Origin of the sequence: Mucilaginibacter sp. Bleaf8, from assembly GCF_018390515.1 — a bacterium.
Lineage (GTDB): Bacteria > Bacteroidota > Bacteroidia > Sphingobacteriales > Sphingobacteriaceae > Mucilaginibacter.
Genome location: NZ_JAHBBK010000002.1, coordinates 508,158 through 524,435, shown reverse-complemented (window position 1 = coordinate 524,435; position 16,278 = coordinate 508,158). Strand labels below are relative to the sequence as shown.

Sequence of the window (16,278 nt, the reverse complement as noted above, 5' to 3'; positions counted from 1 at the left end):
ATCTCAAAATGATTAACTGTTTTTAATAGGCTGCCTTAAATATGGCTATGGCATCGTCCAGCGTAACCGGTCGGGGGTTATTGTTCAGTAATCGGGTAATTTTCATGGCATCTTCGGCCATTTGTGGTATAGCATCCTCGGGGATACCTACATCGCGCAAACGGGCAGGCACACCGCATTCCTGCATAAACTGTTTAATCTTTTCAATACCTTTCAGGGCGGTATCCCAATCATCAATCTGCCTTTCGCAACCCAATGCTATGGCAACACTGGCATATCGTTCCGGTGCCGCTTCCATATTGAACTGCATTACGTGAGGCAGCAACAAAGCATTGGATAAACCATGTGCCAAATGGAACATGCTACCCAACGGATAGGCAAGCGCATGTACTGCAGCAGTATTCACGGGGCCTAAGCAAAATCCGCCCAGTAAACTACCCATAGCTACCTGTGTGCGGGCTTCTTCATCGTTGCCTTGTTTAACCGCCTTTACCAGATTAGCAGCAATTAACCGCATGCCTTCATAGGCATACATATCTATAAATGGCTGGGCAAATTTGTTGGTATAAGCCTCCAAACAGTGCGTAAGTGCATCAAGCCCGGTTGCAGCGGTCATGGATGGCGGCACACTCATGGTAAGCAGCGGATCAACATATACCGCATCGGGAACTAAAAACGGACTAATGATGCCTTTTTTCTGGTTGTCAGCGTCATCTACCAAAATAGCATTAGGCGACACCTCGCTGCCTGTACCTGCGGTTGCTGGGGCACAAATAAGTTTAATATTGCGTTGTTTTAAATTCCCGATACCAACTATCTCGGCCAACGTTTGGGTATTATCCAGTTGTGCAGCTACCAGCTTGGCCACATCCAGCACACTGCCGCCGCCTATCCCCAGTACCAGATCAATGTTGTTGGATCCCAGTTTTTGCAACAGGGCATTAAAATCGGCAAAGGTAGGCTCGCGCACTATACTGGTATCAATGCTTACGCGGATGCTGGCTTGTTCTAACTGCGCTATTAAACTTTGTAACTGTGCTAACAGCGGCTCAATGGTCACAATCAAAACATCCTGGCATTGTAATGCCTGTATTTCGCCGGTTAAATTTTGCAGGCATCCGTTACCGAATATGAGCTTACCTGGAAAAATGATTTTAAAGTGTTGCGCTAAAGCCATAAAATGCCATGTCAGTACTGTACCCGTGCAATAAAGCTTACAAAGCAAGCTTCACGGCAAAGCCAATACATCCTTAGTAATTATTTAATTGGGTGATTACTGGTTTATTTAATACAAACATAGCCAAGGTTATAAGCCATTTTTTGTATCATTTTTTCCATAAATAATAGCATCTTATCATTAAGTGAGGTATGTCGGCACATTTGTGTGGATAGATGATATACAATTACGCATCTTTTTGCTACCTTGAACAACCAATTATAAAACACGTTATGAAGCCCCTTTATCGTAAGCTGTCCGGCGAAGCGGAAAGCTCGTTTACTATCCGGCATGACATTAAGCCCAATTTCGGCAATATATGGCACTATCATCCGGAGCTTGAGCTGCATTATAATGTAAAAGGTGAAGGCGTGCGTTTTATAGGCGATAACATTGGTAACTTCTCGTCGGACGAACTTATTCTGCTTGGCCCCAACCTGCCCCACGCCTGGCGCTGCCGCGAGGAGTATTACCAGCCAAACAGTAACCTGAACATTGAGGCTATCGTTTTTCAGTTTTTACCAACTTGCCTGGGCCGCGACATCTTGTCCTTACCGGAAGCTTACCTGATTAATAAACTTTACGAACGCTCTAAAAGCGGCATGATCATCACCGGCGAAACTAAGGAGAAGGTGATAACCCTGATGCAAAGCGGCGTAGAGGCCGGCAGCCTTGACCGCTTGATTATTATGCTGAGCATCCTGAAACACCTGGCCGAAACGCGCGACTACAAGCCTATTGTAAGCAACATCAACGCCTTTCAACAACCTGGTGAAATGGACGATGCACGTTTGAGCCAGATTTACACTTATACACTGTCTAATTATAAAAGAGACATTACACTGAATGAGATTTCGGCCCTAAGTAATTTGAGCGTTACTTCTTTTTGCAGGTATTTTAAGCTGATGACCAATAAAACATATTACGACTTTTTGATTGAAATACGCATAAGTCACGCCTGCCGACTGCTGGTCGAAAACAAACTGATTACGGAAGTAATTTGCTTTGAATGCGGCTTTAATAACGTATCTAACTTTTACCGGCACTTCAAAAAGGTAAAAGGAGTTACCCCTGCCGAATACAAAAAGCGCTATCTTAAAAATTAACTATAAAACCCTGCTTATATACTAAGCAGGGTTTTCTTTTTATAGTTATCAGCGCTTTATTTTTATCTCTACTATAGCCTTTTCACTCAACCGTACTTCCTACCCTTAATTCTTGGCAATATTGTACACTGATTTGTTAAAATCAGCAATAGCCTGCTTTTGCATACCTGTACTTTTGTATGTAACCCGCTTATAAATCAATTACATAATTATTAATAGCCCAAGCCAAACCGGCTTTGCTGATGACCGGCCAGCTATTGAATACGAGTTATTGTAATATCAAAGTATTTTAAATCTACATCATCTATGAAAGCAGTAAAAACATTAGGACAGTTCATCATCGAGAAACAGGCTGATTTCCCATACGCCAAGGGCGAGCTATCGAGATTATTGCGTGATATTGGCATAGCTGCAAAAGTGGTGAACCGTGAAGTAAACAAAGCTGGCCTGGCCGACATTATTGGCGATGCGGGATCGGTAAACGTGCAGGGCGAAGGTCAGAAAAAGCTGGATGTATATGCCAACGAGCAGTTTATTTCGGCCCTTAAAAGCGGGGGCGAATGCTGCATCGTCGTATCCGAAGAAAACGATGAATGTATTTTTATTGATTCGGAAATAGCAAAGAATGCCAAATACATCATAGCGATGGATCCTTTGGACGGATCATCCAACATTGATGTTAATGTTGCTGTAGGTACTATTTTTTCTATCTATCGCCGTAAAAGTATCGAAGGAAAAGCAACGCTGGAAGATGCGCTGCAAAAAGGCACCGAACAGGTGGCCGCAGGATATGTAATTTACGGCTCATCAACCATGCTGGTGTATACCACGGGCAAAGGTGTAAACGGGTTTACACTCGACCCATCCATCGGTGAGTTCTGCCTTTCGCACCCCGATATGCAGATACCTAAGGATGGCTATATATACTCTATTAATGAAGGTTACTATAGCCATTTTCCGGATGGCATCAAAAAATACATTAAGTACTGCCAGGTGGAGGATGAAAAAACACGCCGCCCGTATACTTCGCGCTATACCGGGTCAATGGTGGCCGATTTGCACCGCAGTTTAATTAAGGGCGGTGTGTTTATTTACCCGATGACCGCCCAGGCACCTAAAGGCAAACTACGGTTGGTATATGAATGTAACCCAATGGCCTTTATAGTAGAACAAGCAGGCGGCCTGGCCAGCAATGGATACAGCCGCATATTAGAACTGGAGGTGAACGACTTACACCAGCGCACAGCTATTGTAATTGGTTCAGAAAATATGGTGGGCAAAGTGGAAGAAATGCTGGCTTGCTTTTCGCCACAGATAACAAAAAGAACTTTTGAAGGGCTGGTGCAGATACAATAACTTAGCACCACATTTTGCATCACAACTATTAATGAAACTACACTTATTCAAAGCTGGTATTATGCTTACGCTTTGCAACTTTTCGGTTAACGTTTCGGCTCAGGTAAAACTGGCCTCAATATTTACCGATGATATGGTTTTGCAACAGCAATCGCAAGTACCTGTATGGGGATGGGACGCTGCCGGGAAGAGCATTAACGTGCGTACTTCCTGGAACAACAAACAATATAAAACCAAGGCCGATGCCAGTGGCCGTTGGAAGGTAAAGGTAGCTACGCCAACCGCAGGCGGGCCGTACATGCTAACTATTGATGACGGTAAAACCATCAAGCTGAACAATGTCATGATTGGCGAAGTATGGCTGTGCACCGGTCAATCGAACATGGAAATGCCCATGAAAGGTTTTAAAGGGCAACCCATTGCCGGATCAACTGAGGCTATACTGCACTCACAAAATAACAATATCCGCATCTATACCGTTCCACGATCATCTAAAACGGAGCAGCAGGATAACAGTAAGCCTTCGGTATGGCATGTGGCCAGTCCGGAGTATGTGAGCAACTTTAGTGCTACAGGTTATTATTTTGGCCGCCAGCTTAACCAGGTGCTGAATGTACCGGTGGGATTGATTAACGTTAGTTATGGCGGATCGACCATCGAAGCATGGATGGACCCGGATGTGCTGAAAGCATTTCCTGAAATTAAAATCCCGGCTAAGACTGATTCTATCAAAGTAGTAAACCGTACGCCTACTACGCTATATAACGGCATGCTAAACCCGGTAATTGGTTATGGCATAAAAGGCTGCATCTGGTACCAGGGCGAATCCAATTACGACCGGCCCGACCAGTACGAAAAGCTGTTCCCTGCCATGGTTAATCGCTGGCGCGAACTATGGGGCGAAGGCGAGTTCCCGTTTTACTACGCCCAAATCGCACCGTATGATTATGCGCAGCTACCGCCATACAGATCGGGAGGCAAATACAATTCCGCTTATATTCGTGAAGCACAACGCAAATCGTTAAATGTAATACCCAACAGCGGCATGGCCGTTTTAATGGATATAGGCGAACAGGCTACCATCCACCCATCGCATAAAGAAGCTGGAGGCACACGCCTGGCTTTACTGGCGCTGGGTAAAACTTACGGCATCAAAGGCGGCTTCGGCTTTGCCAGTCCGCAGTACGAATCAATCACTATTAACGGAAATATCGCGGTCATCAAATTCCAAAATGCACCTAATGGCCTTACTACTTTTGGCAAAGAATTAAACAATTTCGAAATTGCCGGTAAAGACCAAGTCTTTCATCAGGCAAAGGCGGTTATTTCCGGTAGTTCTGTGTCGGTATCCGCATCAGATGTGAAAGAGCCGGTTGCCGTGCGCTATGCGTTTCGCGATTTTATTGTGGGTGAGTTGTTCGGTACCGACGGCTTACCGGTATCTTCGTTCCGTACCGATTCATGGTAAGTAAATCATCTAAATGAAAGCTTTTGTACTTGCCCTGCTCTTATTCATAACCGGTGGTGCTACCTTGCTTGCCCAGCCTGCGGAGTTGCAGCAAAGCCATGTGGTATGGACCAGCCAAAGCAAAAATGCAGGCGAATCGATGCCCTGCGGTGGTGGCGATATTGGTTTGAATGTTTGGGTGGAAAATGGCGAGCTGCTATTCTATATATCGCGTAGCGGCACTTTTGATGAGAACAACAGCTTTTTAAAACTGGGGCGCGTACGGTTAAAGATGATGCCTAACCCTTTTGCGGGGCAAAACTTCCGACAAGAGCTTTCATTAAAGAATGGGGATATAATTATTGAAGGCAAAAGTGGCAACCTGAATGCGAAGTTGAATATTTGGGTGGACGTTCACCGCCCGGTGATTCATATTGAACTACAAAGTAACAAACCGGTTATTGCCGAAGCCGGTTACGAAAACTGGCGTTTTGCAGACCGTCCTCTTAAGGTAAAAGAAAGCAACCAAAGCTCCTGGAAGTGGGCACCCAGGCCCGACACCAAAACCTATCATGACGAGGTGGCTTTCCAGGATAATGGCGTACAGTTTTATCATCGCAATCGCGATACCACGGTGTTTGATGCTACCGTTAGGCACGAGGGAATGGAAAGTGTAAAGACACAGCTTTTTAATCCTTTAAAAAATCTCACTTTCGGCGGCTATATGGTAGCTGCCGGAATGAAAGCAGCCGGTAACTACTCGGGGCGCTATTTAAGCACCGATTTTAAGGGCTGGCGCTTGCAGAACACCCAGCCTGTTAAAAAGCAAAACATCGAAATTTATTTACATACCGGGCAGGCACCATCTTTAGCAGTGTGGCAAAACGGCTTAAAAAATATTATTACCGAAGCTTTAAAAAACAAGCAACAGGCCAGGCAAAACACATACAATTGGTGGAAACAGTACTGGAACCAGAGCTTTGTTTTTATTAACACCAATCAGCCTAACACAACCGAGTGGCAGGTTGGCCGCAATTACCAGCTGTTTCGCTATATGCTGGGGTGTAATGCATACGGGCAATATCCTACTAAATTTAACGGCGGCTTGTTTACGTACGATTCACAACTCACGGATTCGACACTTAAATTTACACCTGATTTCCGGAATTGGGGCGGCGGCTTAATGACGGCGCAGAACCAGCGGCTGGTGTACTTCCCAATGCTTAAGAACGGCGATTGGGATATGATGAAACCGCAGTTTGATTTTTACCTGCGCTCACTGCACAATGCCGAGCTGCGCTCAAAAATATACTGGAACCATAAGGGAGCCAGTTTTACCGAGCAACTGGAAAACTTTGGCTTACCCAACATTGCCGAATATGGCCTAAAACGCCCACCTGCTTATGATAAAGGGATGGAATACAATGCCTGGCTGGAGTATGAATGGGATACCGTACTGGAGTTTTGCCTGATGATGCTGGAGACGGAACGATATACCGGTAAAGATATATCCGAATACCTGCCCTTTATTGAAAGCTGCCTTACCTTTTTCAACGAACATTACCAGTACCTGGCCCGCAACCGGGGCAGCAAAGCTTTTGATGCTGCTGGTCATCTAATTTTATATCCCGGTTCGGGAGGTGAAACCTACAAAATGGCTTACAACGCCAGCTCTACCATTGCCGCTTTACAAACGGTGCTTACCCGCCTGTTGCAATTACCGGGTACTTATCTAAGTACAGAACAACGCAACAACTGGGAAGCTATGCTTAAGCGTATCCCACCAATTAGCTTTCGCGATTTTAACGGGCATAAAACTATCGCCCCAGCTATAACTTGGGAACGGGTTAATAACACGGAAAGTACGCAATTATACCCGGTTTACCCGTGGGGAATTTATGGCATAGGTAAGCCGGATCGAGATGTTGCGGTAAACACCTGGAAATATGATACGCTGGCTGTCAAATTCAGGAGCGGCGTGGGCTGGAAACAGGATAACCTTTTTGCAGCACGACTGGGTTTAACCGATGAAGCAGCCAGGCTGACCACTTTTAAACTAAAAGATTCCGGCCGCCGCTTCCCTGCTTTTTGGGGTCCGGGGTTTGATTGGACGCCCGACCATAACTGGGGCGGCTCGGGCATGATAGGCCTGCAGGAAATGCTGCTGCAAACCGACGGCAAAAAGATATACCTTTTCCCTGCCTGGCCTAAAGCATGGGATGTGCACTTTAAACTGCACGCCCCTTACAATACAACGGTTGAAGCTACGGTTAAGAATGGAAAGATTGAACAGTTAAAAGTACTTCCCGAATCGCGCCGGCAGGATGTGGTTAATATGCTTAATTAATTATACCGTCATTTCGAACAATAGCGAAATACGCACGCGGCATACCATACCTATCGCTTATTGTTCGAAATTGCAGTGTAAGAGCTTGAATTACCGGTTTAGCGGCAACCAGGTTTCCATATCCACATGGCCGCGGTTGCCCCAGGCAAAATATGGAATCAAACGAATGTTTACCTGTTTCTTGTCGGCATTGGATACTTCGCGGTAAAGCGTATTGTTCCAGTTTGTTTTGTTGTTCACATCAGCTTTAGCTGTTAAACTCATTATCTCAGTATTTTCAATGCGGATGGATTCAGTAGTGAAATTAGCCTGCGCTGGTATAGCAATATTGAATATCTTTTGATTCTGTGGCAAATCAGCTGATTCGATACAGTAAACAACCGGTCCGCGTTTTACAGCCACCTGGTTGCGAATCTCTTCAACCAGCGGATTAGCCTCCATAAGCTTTACGGGCATGGGCAAGTTCAGTTCTACGCGGTCACCGGTTTTCCATTTGCGGTTTACCTCTGCATAACTTCCTGCAGCAAGCGTAACGCTCATTGGCTTACCATTCACCAGCAAGGTTGCCCCTGCGCACCAGCCTGGAATGCGCAGGAATAATGAATAGCTTTTCGCCGGAGCTTTTTCAAAACGGATGCTTACCCTGCCATCCCAGGGATACGCTGTTTCCTGAGCTAACTTTAGTGTTGAGCCATCTTCTAATGTTGTATTTAGTACATTACCGCCATACAAATTGAAGTACAGACCCTGGTCGGACACGCTGTAGGCATAATCGCTTACCTCGGCTATGGTGCGTACCACATTAGGCGGACAACAGTTGGATAGCTTGATGTACCCTACCCTATCCTTTGACCACCGCTGCTGAAAAGGCAGCTCGTCCGAAAAACTTAGTGGGTTTGTATACAAAAAGTTCTTGCCATTTAAACTGATGCCCGAAAGCACGCTGTTGTATAAGGCCAGCTCCATTACGTCGGCATACTTGGCATCGGCAGTGGCCTGCAACATGCGCCAGTTCCAAAGCACATTGCCAATATTGGCGCAAGTTTCGTTATGCGCAGTAAAGTTGGGCAACTGGTAATCGCGCCCGTATGCCTGGTGAACTTTCTGCACTTCATTCGGATCATACGAAGTACCGTCTGGCGATACACCATCGTATAAGGCACCGCAACCACCAGTAATGTACATTTTACGGTTTACCACGTCATTCCACATCAGGTTCAGCGTATGCAGCAGTGTAGTATCGCCGGTTTCGGCATATACATCGGCTGCTCCGGCAAACAAATAGTTAGCCCTAACGGCATGCCCCATTGCTTTTGTTTGTTTACGGAACGGTATACGGTCCTGGTTATCGTCCGTCCCATTCTGCATTAGTCCGCGTATATCAATTAAGTTTTTGGAAAGCTCCAGGTACTTAGGATTCCGTGTGGTGCGATACATCTCCACCACGCCCATATAGTGCGAAGGGCAAATGGCATTTCGAGCCAATTCGGGCGATGCAGTTTTGTAAAAGTTATACAGATAATCGGTAGCCCGGATGGCGATGTTGAGCAATGTTCTTTTACCTGTGGCACGATAATGAACGCAGCCGGCCGTCATCAAATGGCCCAGGTTATAGGTTTCAAAATTCAGTCGGTCGGCAAAGGCTTTAGCCTTTTTGGGATCCTGGCGCTCGGCAATAATGGTAGGTGTATGGATGTAACCATCAGCCCGCTGCGCTTTGGCAATAACAGCGATGGTACGACCCATTAAGGCATCCAGTTTAGGATCATGGTTGATGCTGTACATACTGGCCACTGCCTCAAACAACTTATAAAAGTCACCATCATGAAACGGCGGACCAGCATGCGAACCGGTGTCCAAGCCGGCTGCAATTTCAAAGTTTTTGTAGGAATGGCTCACGTTGGCATCGGTGTAAACCTTCCATAAGTTGGGTATCATGGAATCGCGGCAAACCTGAAACCTGTCGGCCCAAAAACCTTCGGTCCAGGTTACGTTGCCCATATCTATGCTGCTTAGCTTAGCATAAGGGCTGGCAGATGTATTTACCAATGCCTTGTTCTGGGCAATAGCCTGCCCGCAAAGACCTGCGATAGTAAGCATTATACCGAGTCCGGTTTGCATCACATTTTTCATCATATCTTTACTTAATTACGTTCACCATTTGAGCTGCTCTATCACGACAGGTCCAATTAAGCCAGCCGGTAGCAGTGATTTCCCATCCAAACGATAAGGAGCATTTGTCCAGGTTACCTGCTTTTCAATTGGCAAGCCATGGTCTCCCATCAGGCGGTTAGCCCATGTATTGGTCACTTCAATCCTGATCGTATTTGTTCCCAGCTTTAAAGCTTTGCTAATGTTGACCCGGTAAGGGGCTGTCCACGCCACACCACACGGGATGTTGTTTACATATACCTCTGCAAGGTTATATACAGTGCCTACATTTAACCAAACATCTCCCTTCACTGTATTTTTCCAACTAAACTGTTGCCGGTAAATAGCCGTACCCGAGTAATATTTGATGGCAGAATCAGTCGCGGTGCTCCAATCATGCAAGGAGGTGAACTTTACCGGGGCTTTTGGCCCGCCCATTTTAGCATCAAAGGTTACGTCCCAATTCGGTTTAGGCGTCAACAGCGTTTGTACAGCAGGGACATTGTTTGTCTGCAGTGATTGGTTTTTGAGAGTTTGAACAAGCCTTTTAAACACAATAAAAACTGACCCGTTCTCGGATAATTGTACGGGCACTATTGTTCGTCCGTTTACCTGTTGCCAGCTTTTGGCCTGCCTGGTTAACCCGGTAACGGGATCAAACAATTCGGGTATACGGCCGGTGGTACGTAGCGATAAATTAACGGCACGCTGCTTATCTGCCTGATTTGATATAAAGTAGATATCAAAGCTACCTGATGTATGGTGCGACCAGGCTATGCCTTCAGCAATGGTGCCTGAACTACCTTTACAGATCACATCCGGAGCTAAGCCAACCTCATCAAACGTTGCAGGTTGATAAGGCACATTTAGCACCCTGCCTTTACCCGACTGCTTTACTTGCATCTCATTACCTATAACGATAGTTGCCCCGGCATTAACCAACTCCTGTAGGCGCTGCGTTACCTGTGCAGACAATACATTACCGTTAGGCGACATGCGCGTTGCACCGGGCACTACCAGCACCTTGTAGCTGGCGCCGCCCGGCAGTTCAATTCGGCCATTACTTACCTTGGCTAAGCGCATCAATGCGTCCATGTTAAAAGAATCATAAGCATACCCATGTAAAGGGTTAACCCATTGCCCGGCATCCGTCATGTTGGCGCTGCTGGTTACGCCGATGGGCATAGTACGTAACGGAACGCCGGCATTGGCCAGGCGCACTTGTTCGGCCTGTACCCTTTCTTTACCGAACAACCCCGGCAATACAGGTACCAGCCTATCGGGTAGTACAGCCCGGCGCGGTATATCCTCGCCTGTAAACACAGCGATATCTACCACCGGGCGGCCTTGCTGCAACAGGGCCTGGCAGCGTTGCATGTATTCAATCCAAGCCCTGCCAGGTTTCCACCAGGTTTGATCACGCTGCATAAACAAACCAATGCCATCCAGCGTAAAACCAGGTTTCCTATCCATCCAGGGGTTGTGGGTGTTTACGTGAAATACAAAACGGTTTACACCCAAGGCCAGGTTGCGGTCGGCCGCGGCCTTAAGCATAGCGGGGTGCTCGTCCCACATGGTGCGTAATTCTGTAAAAGATTCAGCTCCAATGATTTTTTTACCATAAATATGGCCACCTGATATAGCATCCAGCATATCATTCGGTTTATCGTGCGTGGGGCTGCGCAGCCAGAATTCGCCCATGGGCAAATCAACCTGGCTATAGTGCAACATACCATCACTCGTCATGGTTGGGGCCACGCTTTCACCGCTGAAGGTACAGCCCTGCTCATGAGCCAATTTAGCCATAGTACCATAAAAATTATCAACCAGTAGCTCCGCTATGGTTTGCCTCACATCGCTCAAAACTTTTTCTGATTGCTCGGCACTCTCAACCGGTATACCGGCCATTACCGGCAAGTACGGCAACAAATCATACCCACGGCGTTTTTGAAACTCCTGTCTGAATACCGGCGACCAGTTTTGGCTGCCGCATTCCCAGCTATCCACATGAAATATTTTGAGTATGCGTTTGGCCATATCCGGGCCAACTTGTTTAATGGCCTCGCCAAACCAGTTTTTAAATTGTATACGGGCCGCTTCGGGGTTAAATTTATCGCACTCCAATCCCATGCCGCCGCCGGCTGTTGCATTGGTGTGCCCTGTTGAGGTGTGCCCCATACGCAGAATAGTCCAGTTACCGGCAGGTGCCTGCCAGTGTAAATGGCCTTGTGCATCCAGCTTATCGGTGAGGTTAACGATTTGATTTTGTGGGATACACAGGTCGTTGCATAATTGCAGTGATGTGGTATGTTTGCTGATGCGCCAAACGGCACCGCTTTTACCCTCAAATTGATGAATTCTGGGTTCGGCAGACAATTCGATGCCGGTTAGTTTGAGCGAGGGTTTCCATTTGGCAAAATCCAAATCATCTGCGCCTGGCTCGGAGCCTTCTTTATTATATACAAATCTGAAATAGCGTGCGGTGGTTGGTGTAATGCTATGGGTAATTTCCGCATCGCCATCCTGCCAACCGTGGCGTGGCGGCTCTAAGCGGCCCAATGAGCGGAAAACTTTGCCATCATCGCTCACCTCAAGCAACAAACGCTCTGCCTGATAGTTGCTGGAATTGGTATGGATAACCAACGACCGGCAGGTGAACGGCTTATCAAATGCCAGTTGTATCCAGCACGAATCGGCAGTACTGAAATTCTTTTTATTACCCGGCACGGCCAAGTATTGTGCATCGACGCCCGGCAAGCTGGTTGTTATTTTAGGGATGACAGTATTTGTAGATACGCCTGCTCCCTGTACCGATGGATAAGCCATCACAGCAATGTCCTTATAATATCCTTTGTAGTTTTCGGGCCGTTGCAGAGTGTCATTAAACAATTTGCCGCCTGTAATCTGTGTTTTAGTCCAAACTACTTTTTGCATGGACAATTCCGGCGTAATCCAGGGGCCGCCGGCCAGCGCAAAGCCGTCGCAATCGTGCAGGGCCAGCTTCAGCCCCAGTCGGTCGGCCTCGCGAAAAGTATAGCGTATCATATCCCACCACTCCGGTGTTAGTTGTACTATGGGCGGATTGATGAAAGGCGGATTAGCCGCGCCTTTGATAGGCATCAGGTACGCACCGCCTAAACCGGCCTGCTTCATCGCTTCCAGATCGGCAGTAATGCCCACTTTGCTTACACTCGCCTGCATCCAGTACCAAAATACCCAGGGCTTTGCCGACTCGGGCGGATGCTTAAATAACCGGGCAAGATCATCCTTAGCAGGAGCTTTGCCCCGAAACTGAGCAAAGCCCTGCATAGCTGCCAGGGTGCAGCTTAAGTAAACCGATACTATAAGGATGTTTTTCTTCATTCGTTATAAAGTACTTTTAATCTTTTTATACAATGTGCTAATACCCGCTGAATTGGCGTTGCAAGGCAGCAGGTAAAAACTATATTGATAAGGCCTGGCCGGAATCATATACTGGCTCAACGGTGCCGCCACTTCCGACCAGCTATCATTACCACCTACGCCCATCTGTATCAGATCAATATTTAGGGTAAGATAACCGGCATCTTTTAACTTATTTGTATGACGGGCATTTTCTATATTTTGCTCGGTGTATGGCCAGGCGCTCATACTCAGCAAGCTGTCGGCAACAACCAGTAATCCATTCGCAGATTTATCGGCCAGAAACATCCAGCGCACATCCGTACGATTTCCATTCTCCTGTGGCACTACATAGGGCTCCATAAATTCATTTATGTGCTGAATATAAATTCCTACCGGAAATGCTGTTTGCCGGTCAATATAATTTTCAAGCAATCCACGGCCATACCAGCTCACTTGCTCGTAATTGCGTTTGATACCACCCTGCATACCTACTTTAGGCAAATCCGGCAAGCCTGCTTTAGGCAACAAACTGTAATCTACCCTAATTGCACCATTGCCGCTCACGGTATAAACCACTTTAACGTTGGCACTATCATTAACTAGGCTGTAGTTGCTGGTTACGGCAACCTGCCCCCTGCCCAACTGCCGGGCTGAAACATTTTGCAACCTAAGATCAGCATTATACCAGGACTTTAACTTTTTATTTGATTTCCATCCCCGGCGGTCATTATCAGTAAGCGGACGGGTAAAGTGCGGCAAGAAAGGCGCAAATACCTGCTCCTGCCCATTTTTGATGTAAGAGCTTAAAGCGCCGTTATTTTTGCTGATGGTGACTTTAAAGCCCTCCCCGCTGATTTCAACCCCGTTTTGGTTTTGCAGAAAATTAACCTGCGCAAACTTCCCATCCACCTTTTTGAATGCCGGTAAGCTCGTCAGCACAAACTGATCCGAAGCAATTTCAAAACCTTTACCGGCCCATGCCTCATCCTGCGAAAGCAGAAAATGAATATCGGCCAGGTATTCACTGCCGGGTTTTATCTGGGGCAGATAAGACTTGATGCTGATGGTGGTATCATGCCCGGCAGGCAGATCAATGCGCGGTAACAATTTACTGCTAATCAACCGGCCATCCTCCCGCACTTGCAACATCACAGTGTACTTGCCCAATGATTCGGCAGCATGGCGGTTTTGAATGCGGATGAGGCATTTGCGGGCATCCACCAGTTCACTTGCTACTGGTTGAAACACATGCTTGCACTCATAAATGGCAGCTTTAGGCCGGCCATCGGATGCGACAACGCCTTTAATCGTAAAATCATCAAAATATTTTTCGCCATAATCACCGCCGTAGGCATAAAACGGCGTGCCTGATGAATCTCTTTTGAGCAGGCCTTGATCTTTAAACTCCCAGATACAGCCACCTATTACCCGCTTGGTTGTCCGCCACTGGTCCCAAAAATCTTTTAAATTGCCTACCGAATTACCCATGGCGTGTGCGTACTCCACAAAAAAGATGGGCCGGTTGTCGCCGTTTTGCTGATTGGCCAGCATAGGCGCCGTATACAGCGCCGGGTACATGCGGCTCACAATATCCACATAAGGCTGATCAATTGGGTTCTGCAAACGGTGCGAGTGGTCGTTAGGTTTCAGGTAGCGTGCATCGGTTACATCAATGTAGCCATCAGCCTGCGGGGTACCTTGTGCGGGTTCATAATGCACGGGGCGTGTGATGTCAAAATCGTGTATCCACTCGGCCATGGCAGCATGATTGGGGCCGCGGCCAGCCTCGTTACCCAAGCTCCAGATAATTATGCTGGGATGATTTTTATCGCGCATCACCATGCGGTTACTGCGCTCCAGATAGGCGGCGCTCCAGGTGGGGTCGTTGCTTAATTTTGAACCCAGGCCATGTGTTTCGAGGTTAGCTTCATCAATCACCAAAATGCCGTACTCGTCGCACAAATCATACAGGAAGGGATCCATCGGGTAATGGCTGGTGCGAATGCAGTTAAAGTTGAACTGCTTAATGGTTCGCACATCGTTCAAAATATCTTCACGCGACAGGGCCTTACCTTTTATTGGATGATGGTCGGGCCGGTTAATACCATACAGATAGGTAACCTTACCGTTGATAAGCAGTTTGCTATCAACTTTTGAAAACTCGATGCTGCGAAAACCCACCTTACAGCTTTTCACTTCCAGCACATGCCCGGTACTATCTTCGAGTGAAAGTGCAAGCGTGTATAAGTTCGGCGATTCATCGCTCCATTTAAGCGGGTTTTTAACGATGGTTTCCAGCAGGCCAAATTTAACGTTGTCCAGCCTGGGATATATTTCGTTGATAATACTTTCGGCACTGCACGTTAAAGGTTGGTCCAATACCTCGCGGTTTTGCTTATCAAACAGCCGGGCTTTTAACTGGTAGCCCGAAAGCTGCTTACCTGTAAGGTTTTCTATACGCGGACGAATGCTGAAAACTGCATCTTTATACTGCTTATCCAGCTTACACTGCCACTGAAAATCGGCAATGCGCAGCTTAGGCTCGGCCAGCAACATTACCTCCCGGTGTATACCGCTTAAACGCCACTGATCCTGATCTTCCAGAAAAGCGCCATCGCTCCAGCGAATTACCTGAACCGACAACACGTTTTCGCCGGTTTGCAGATACGGCGTAATATTGAACTCCGAAGGTAAAAAGCTATCCTCGCCATAACCCAAAAACTTACCGTTTAGCCATACTTTAAAACCTGAACTTACGCCGCCAAAGTGCAGGGTAATATTCATATCCTGCCAGTTGGCTGGTAGCGTAAACGTACGCTGATAACTGCCCACACCGTTATAATCAAGCGGTACGTGCGGCGGGTTTACCGGACGAAACGGGTAAACTGCACTTTTATAGATAGGCAGGCCATAACCTTGCATTTCCATACTGGATGGTACGGGTATCTTTTTCCAGTTGGTTACCTTAGCCTTATAAAAATCTTTCGACGCATCAGCAGGCTTTTCGGCAAATTGAAAATCCCATTGCCCATTGAGTGACAGCATTCGGCCGGACTTTTCCCGGTTGTTAGCTAATGCATCTTTAATACTGCTATAAGAGTAAGTCGTTGCACGGGCTGGCTCACGGTTAATGCCGCTTACCGTTTGATCCTCCCAAGGCTCAGCCTGGTAAACTTCGGGCGCATTAGGTATTGCAGCTGGCGTTTTATCTACCAGTTGTGCATACGCACCTGTGCTCAGCAACAAGCCTGTGCAAGTATATATTAGGTTT

8 protein-coding genes are annotated in these 16,278 nt (G+C 47.0%); 4 read left to right on the top strand and 4 right to left on the bottom strand.

From position 1 onward, the window contains the following. Positions 1-22: 22 nt before the first annotated feature. Positions 23-1,177, bottom strand: a complete 1,155-nt coding sequence (locus KHS38_RS10935; RefSeq protein ID WP_213488589.1) for an iron-containing alcohol dehydrogenase — start codon at positions 1,175-1,177, stop codon at positions 23-25. Positions 1,178-1,449: 272 nt separating this feature from the next. On the opposite strand from KHS38_RS10935, the gene KHS38_RS10930 reads away from it, so the two are divergent. The 4 genes from KHS38_RS10930 (at position 1,450) to KHS38_RS10915 (ending at position 7,472) form a co-directional block, all read left to right on the top strand. Continuing rightward, positions 1,450-2,322 (top strand): AraC family transcriptional regulator, encoded by an 873-nt coding sequence (locus KHS38_RS10930; protein WP_213488588.1) that lies wholly within the window; start codon positions 1,450-1,452, stop codon positions 2,320-2,322. A gap of 306 nt (positions 2,323-2,628) precedes the next feature. Beyond that, positions 2,629-3,678 (top strand): class 1 fructose-bisphosphatase, encoded by a 1,050-nt coding sequence (fbp, locus tag KHS38_RS10925; protein ID WP_213488587.1) that lies wholly within the window; start codon positions 2,629-2,631, stop codon positions 3,676-3,678. Positions 3,679-3,709: 31 nt separating this feature from the next. Continuing rightward, a complete protein-coding gene (locus KHS38_RS10920; protein WP_213488586.1) occupies positions 3,710-5,146 on the top strand; it encodes a sialate O-acetylesterase in 1,437 nt (478 codons plus the stop codon). A 13-nt stretch (positions 5,147-5,159) separates the two neighbouring features. Continuing rightward, the gene (locus KHS38_RS10915) at positions 5,160-7,472 is read left to right on the top strand and encodes a DUF5703 domain-containing protein (RefSeq protein ID WP_213488585.1); all 2,313 of its coding nucleotides are present in this window, start codon (positions 5,160-5,162) and stop codon (positions 7,470-7,472) included. 90 nt (positions 7,473-7,562) lie between these two features. Here KHS38_RS10915 and KHS38_RS10910 read toward each other — a convergent pair whose 3' ends face one another. Genes KHS38_RS10910 through KHS38_RS10900 form a run of 3 tightly spaced genes read right to left on the bottom strand, consistent with a single transcriptional unit; the run spans position 7,563 to position 16,253 of the window. Beyond that, a complete protein-coding gene (locus tag KHS38_RS10910) occupies positions 7,563-9,608 on the bottom strand; it encodes an aceric acid hydrolase (protein ID WP_249665369.1) in 2,046 nt (681 codons plus the stop codon). 18 nt (positions 9,609-9,626) lie between these two features. After that, a complete protein-coding gene (locus tag KHS38_RS10905) occupies positions 9,627-12,986 on the bottom strand; it encodes a glycosyl hydrolase (RefSeq protein ID WP_213488584.1) in 3,360 nt (1,119 codons plus the stop codon). A gap of 3 nt (positions 12,987-12,989) precedes the next feature. Further along, positions 12,990-16,253: a glycoside hydrolase family 2 TIM barrel-domain containing protein gene (locus KHS38_RS10900; RefSeq protein ID WP_249665368.1), complete on the bottom strand. Its 3,264-nt coding sequence runs from the start codon at positions 16,251-16,253 to the stop codon at positions 12,990-12,992. Positions 16,254-16,278 lie beyond the last annotated feature (25 nt).

Coding starts and splice junctions, on each gene's coding strand:
- KHS38_RS10935 (WP_213488589.1), bottom strand. CDS start 1,177: ATGGCTTTAGCGCAACACTTTAAAATCATTTTTCCAGGTAAGCTCATA.
- KHS38_RS10930 (WP_213488588.1), top strand. CDS start 1,450: ATGAAGCCCCTTTATCGTAAGCTGTCCGGCGAAGCGGAAAGCTCGTTT.
- fbp (WP_213488587.1), top strand. CDS start 2,629: ATGAAAGCAGTAAAAACATTAGGACAGTTCATCATCGAGAAACAGGCT.
- KHS38_RS10920 (WP_213488586.1), top strand. CDS start 3,710: ATGAAACTACACTTATTCAAAGCTGGTATTATGCTTACGCTTTGCAAC.
- KHS38_RS10915 (WP_213488585.1), top strand. CDS start 5,160: ATGAAAGCTTTTGTACTTGCCCTGCTCTTATTCATAACCGGTGGTGCT.
- KHS38_RS10910 (WP_249665369.1), bottom strand. CDS start 9,608: ATGATGAAAAATGTGATGCAAACCGGACTCGGTATAATGCTTACTATC.
- KHS38_RS10905 (WP_213488584.1), bottom strand. CDS start 12,986: ATGAAGAAAAACATCCTTATAGTATCGGTTTACTTAAGCTGCACCCTG.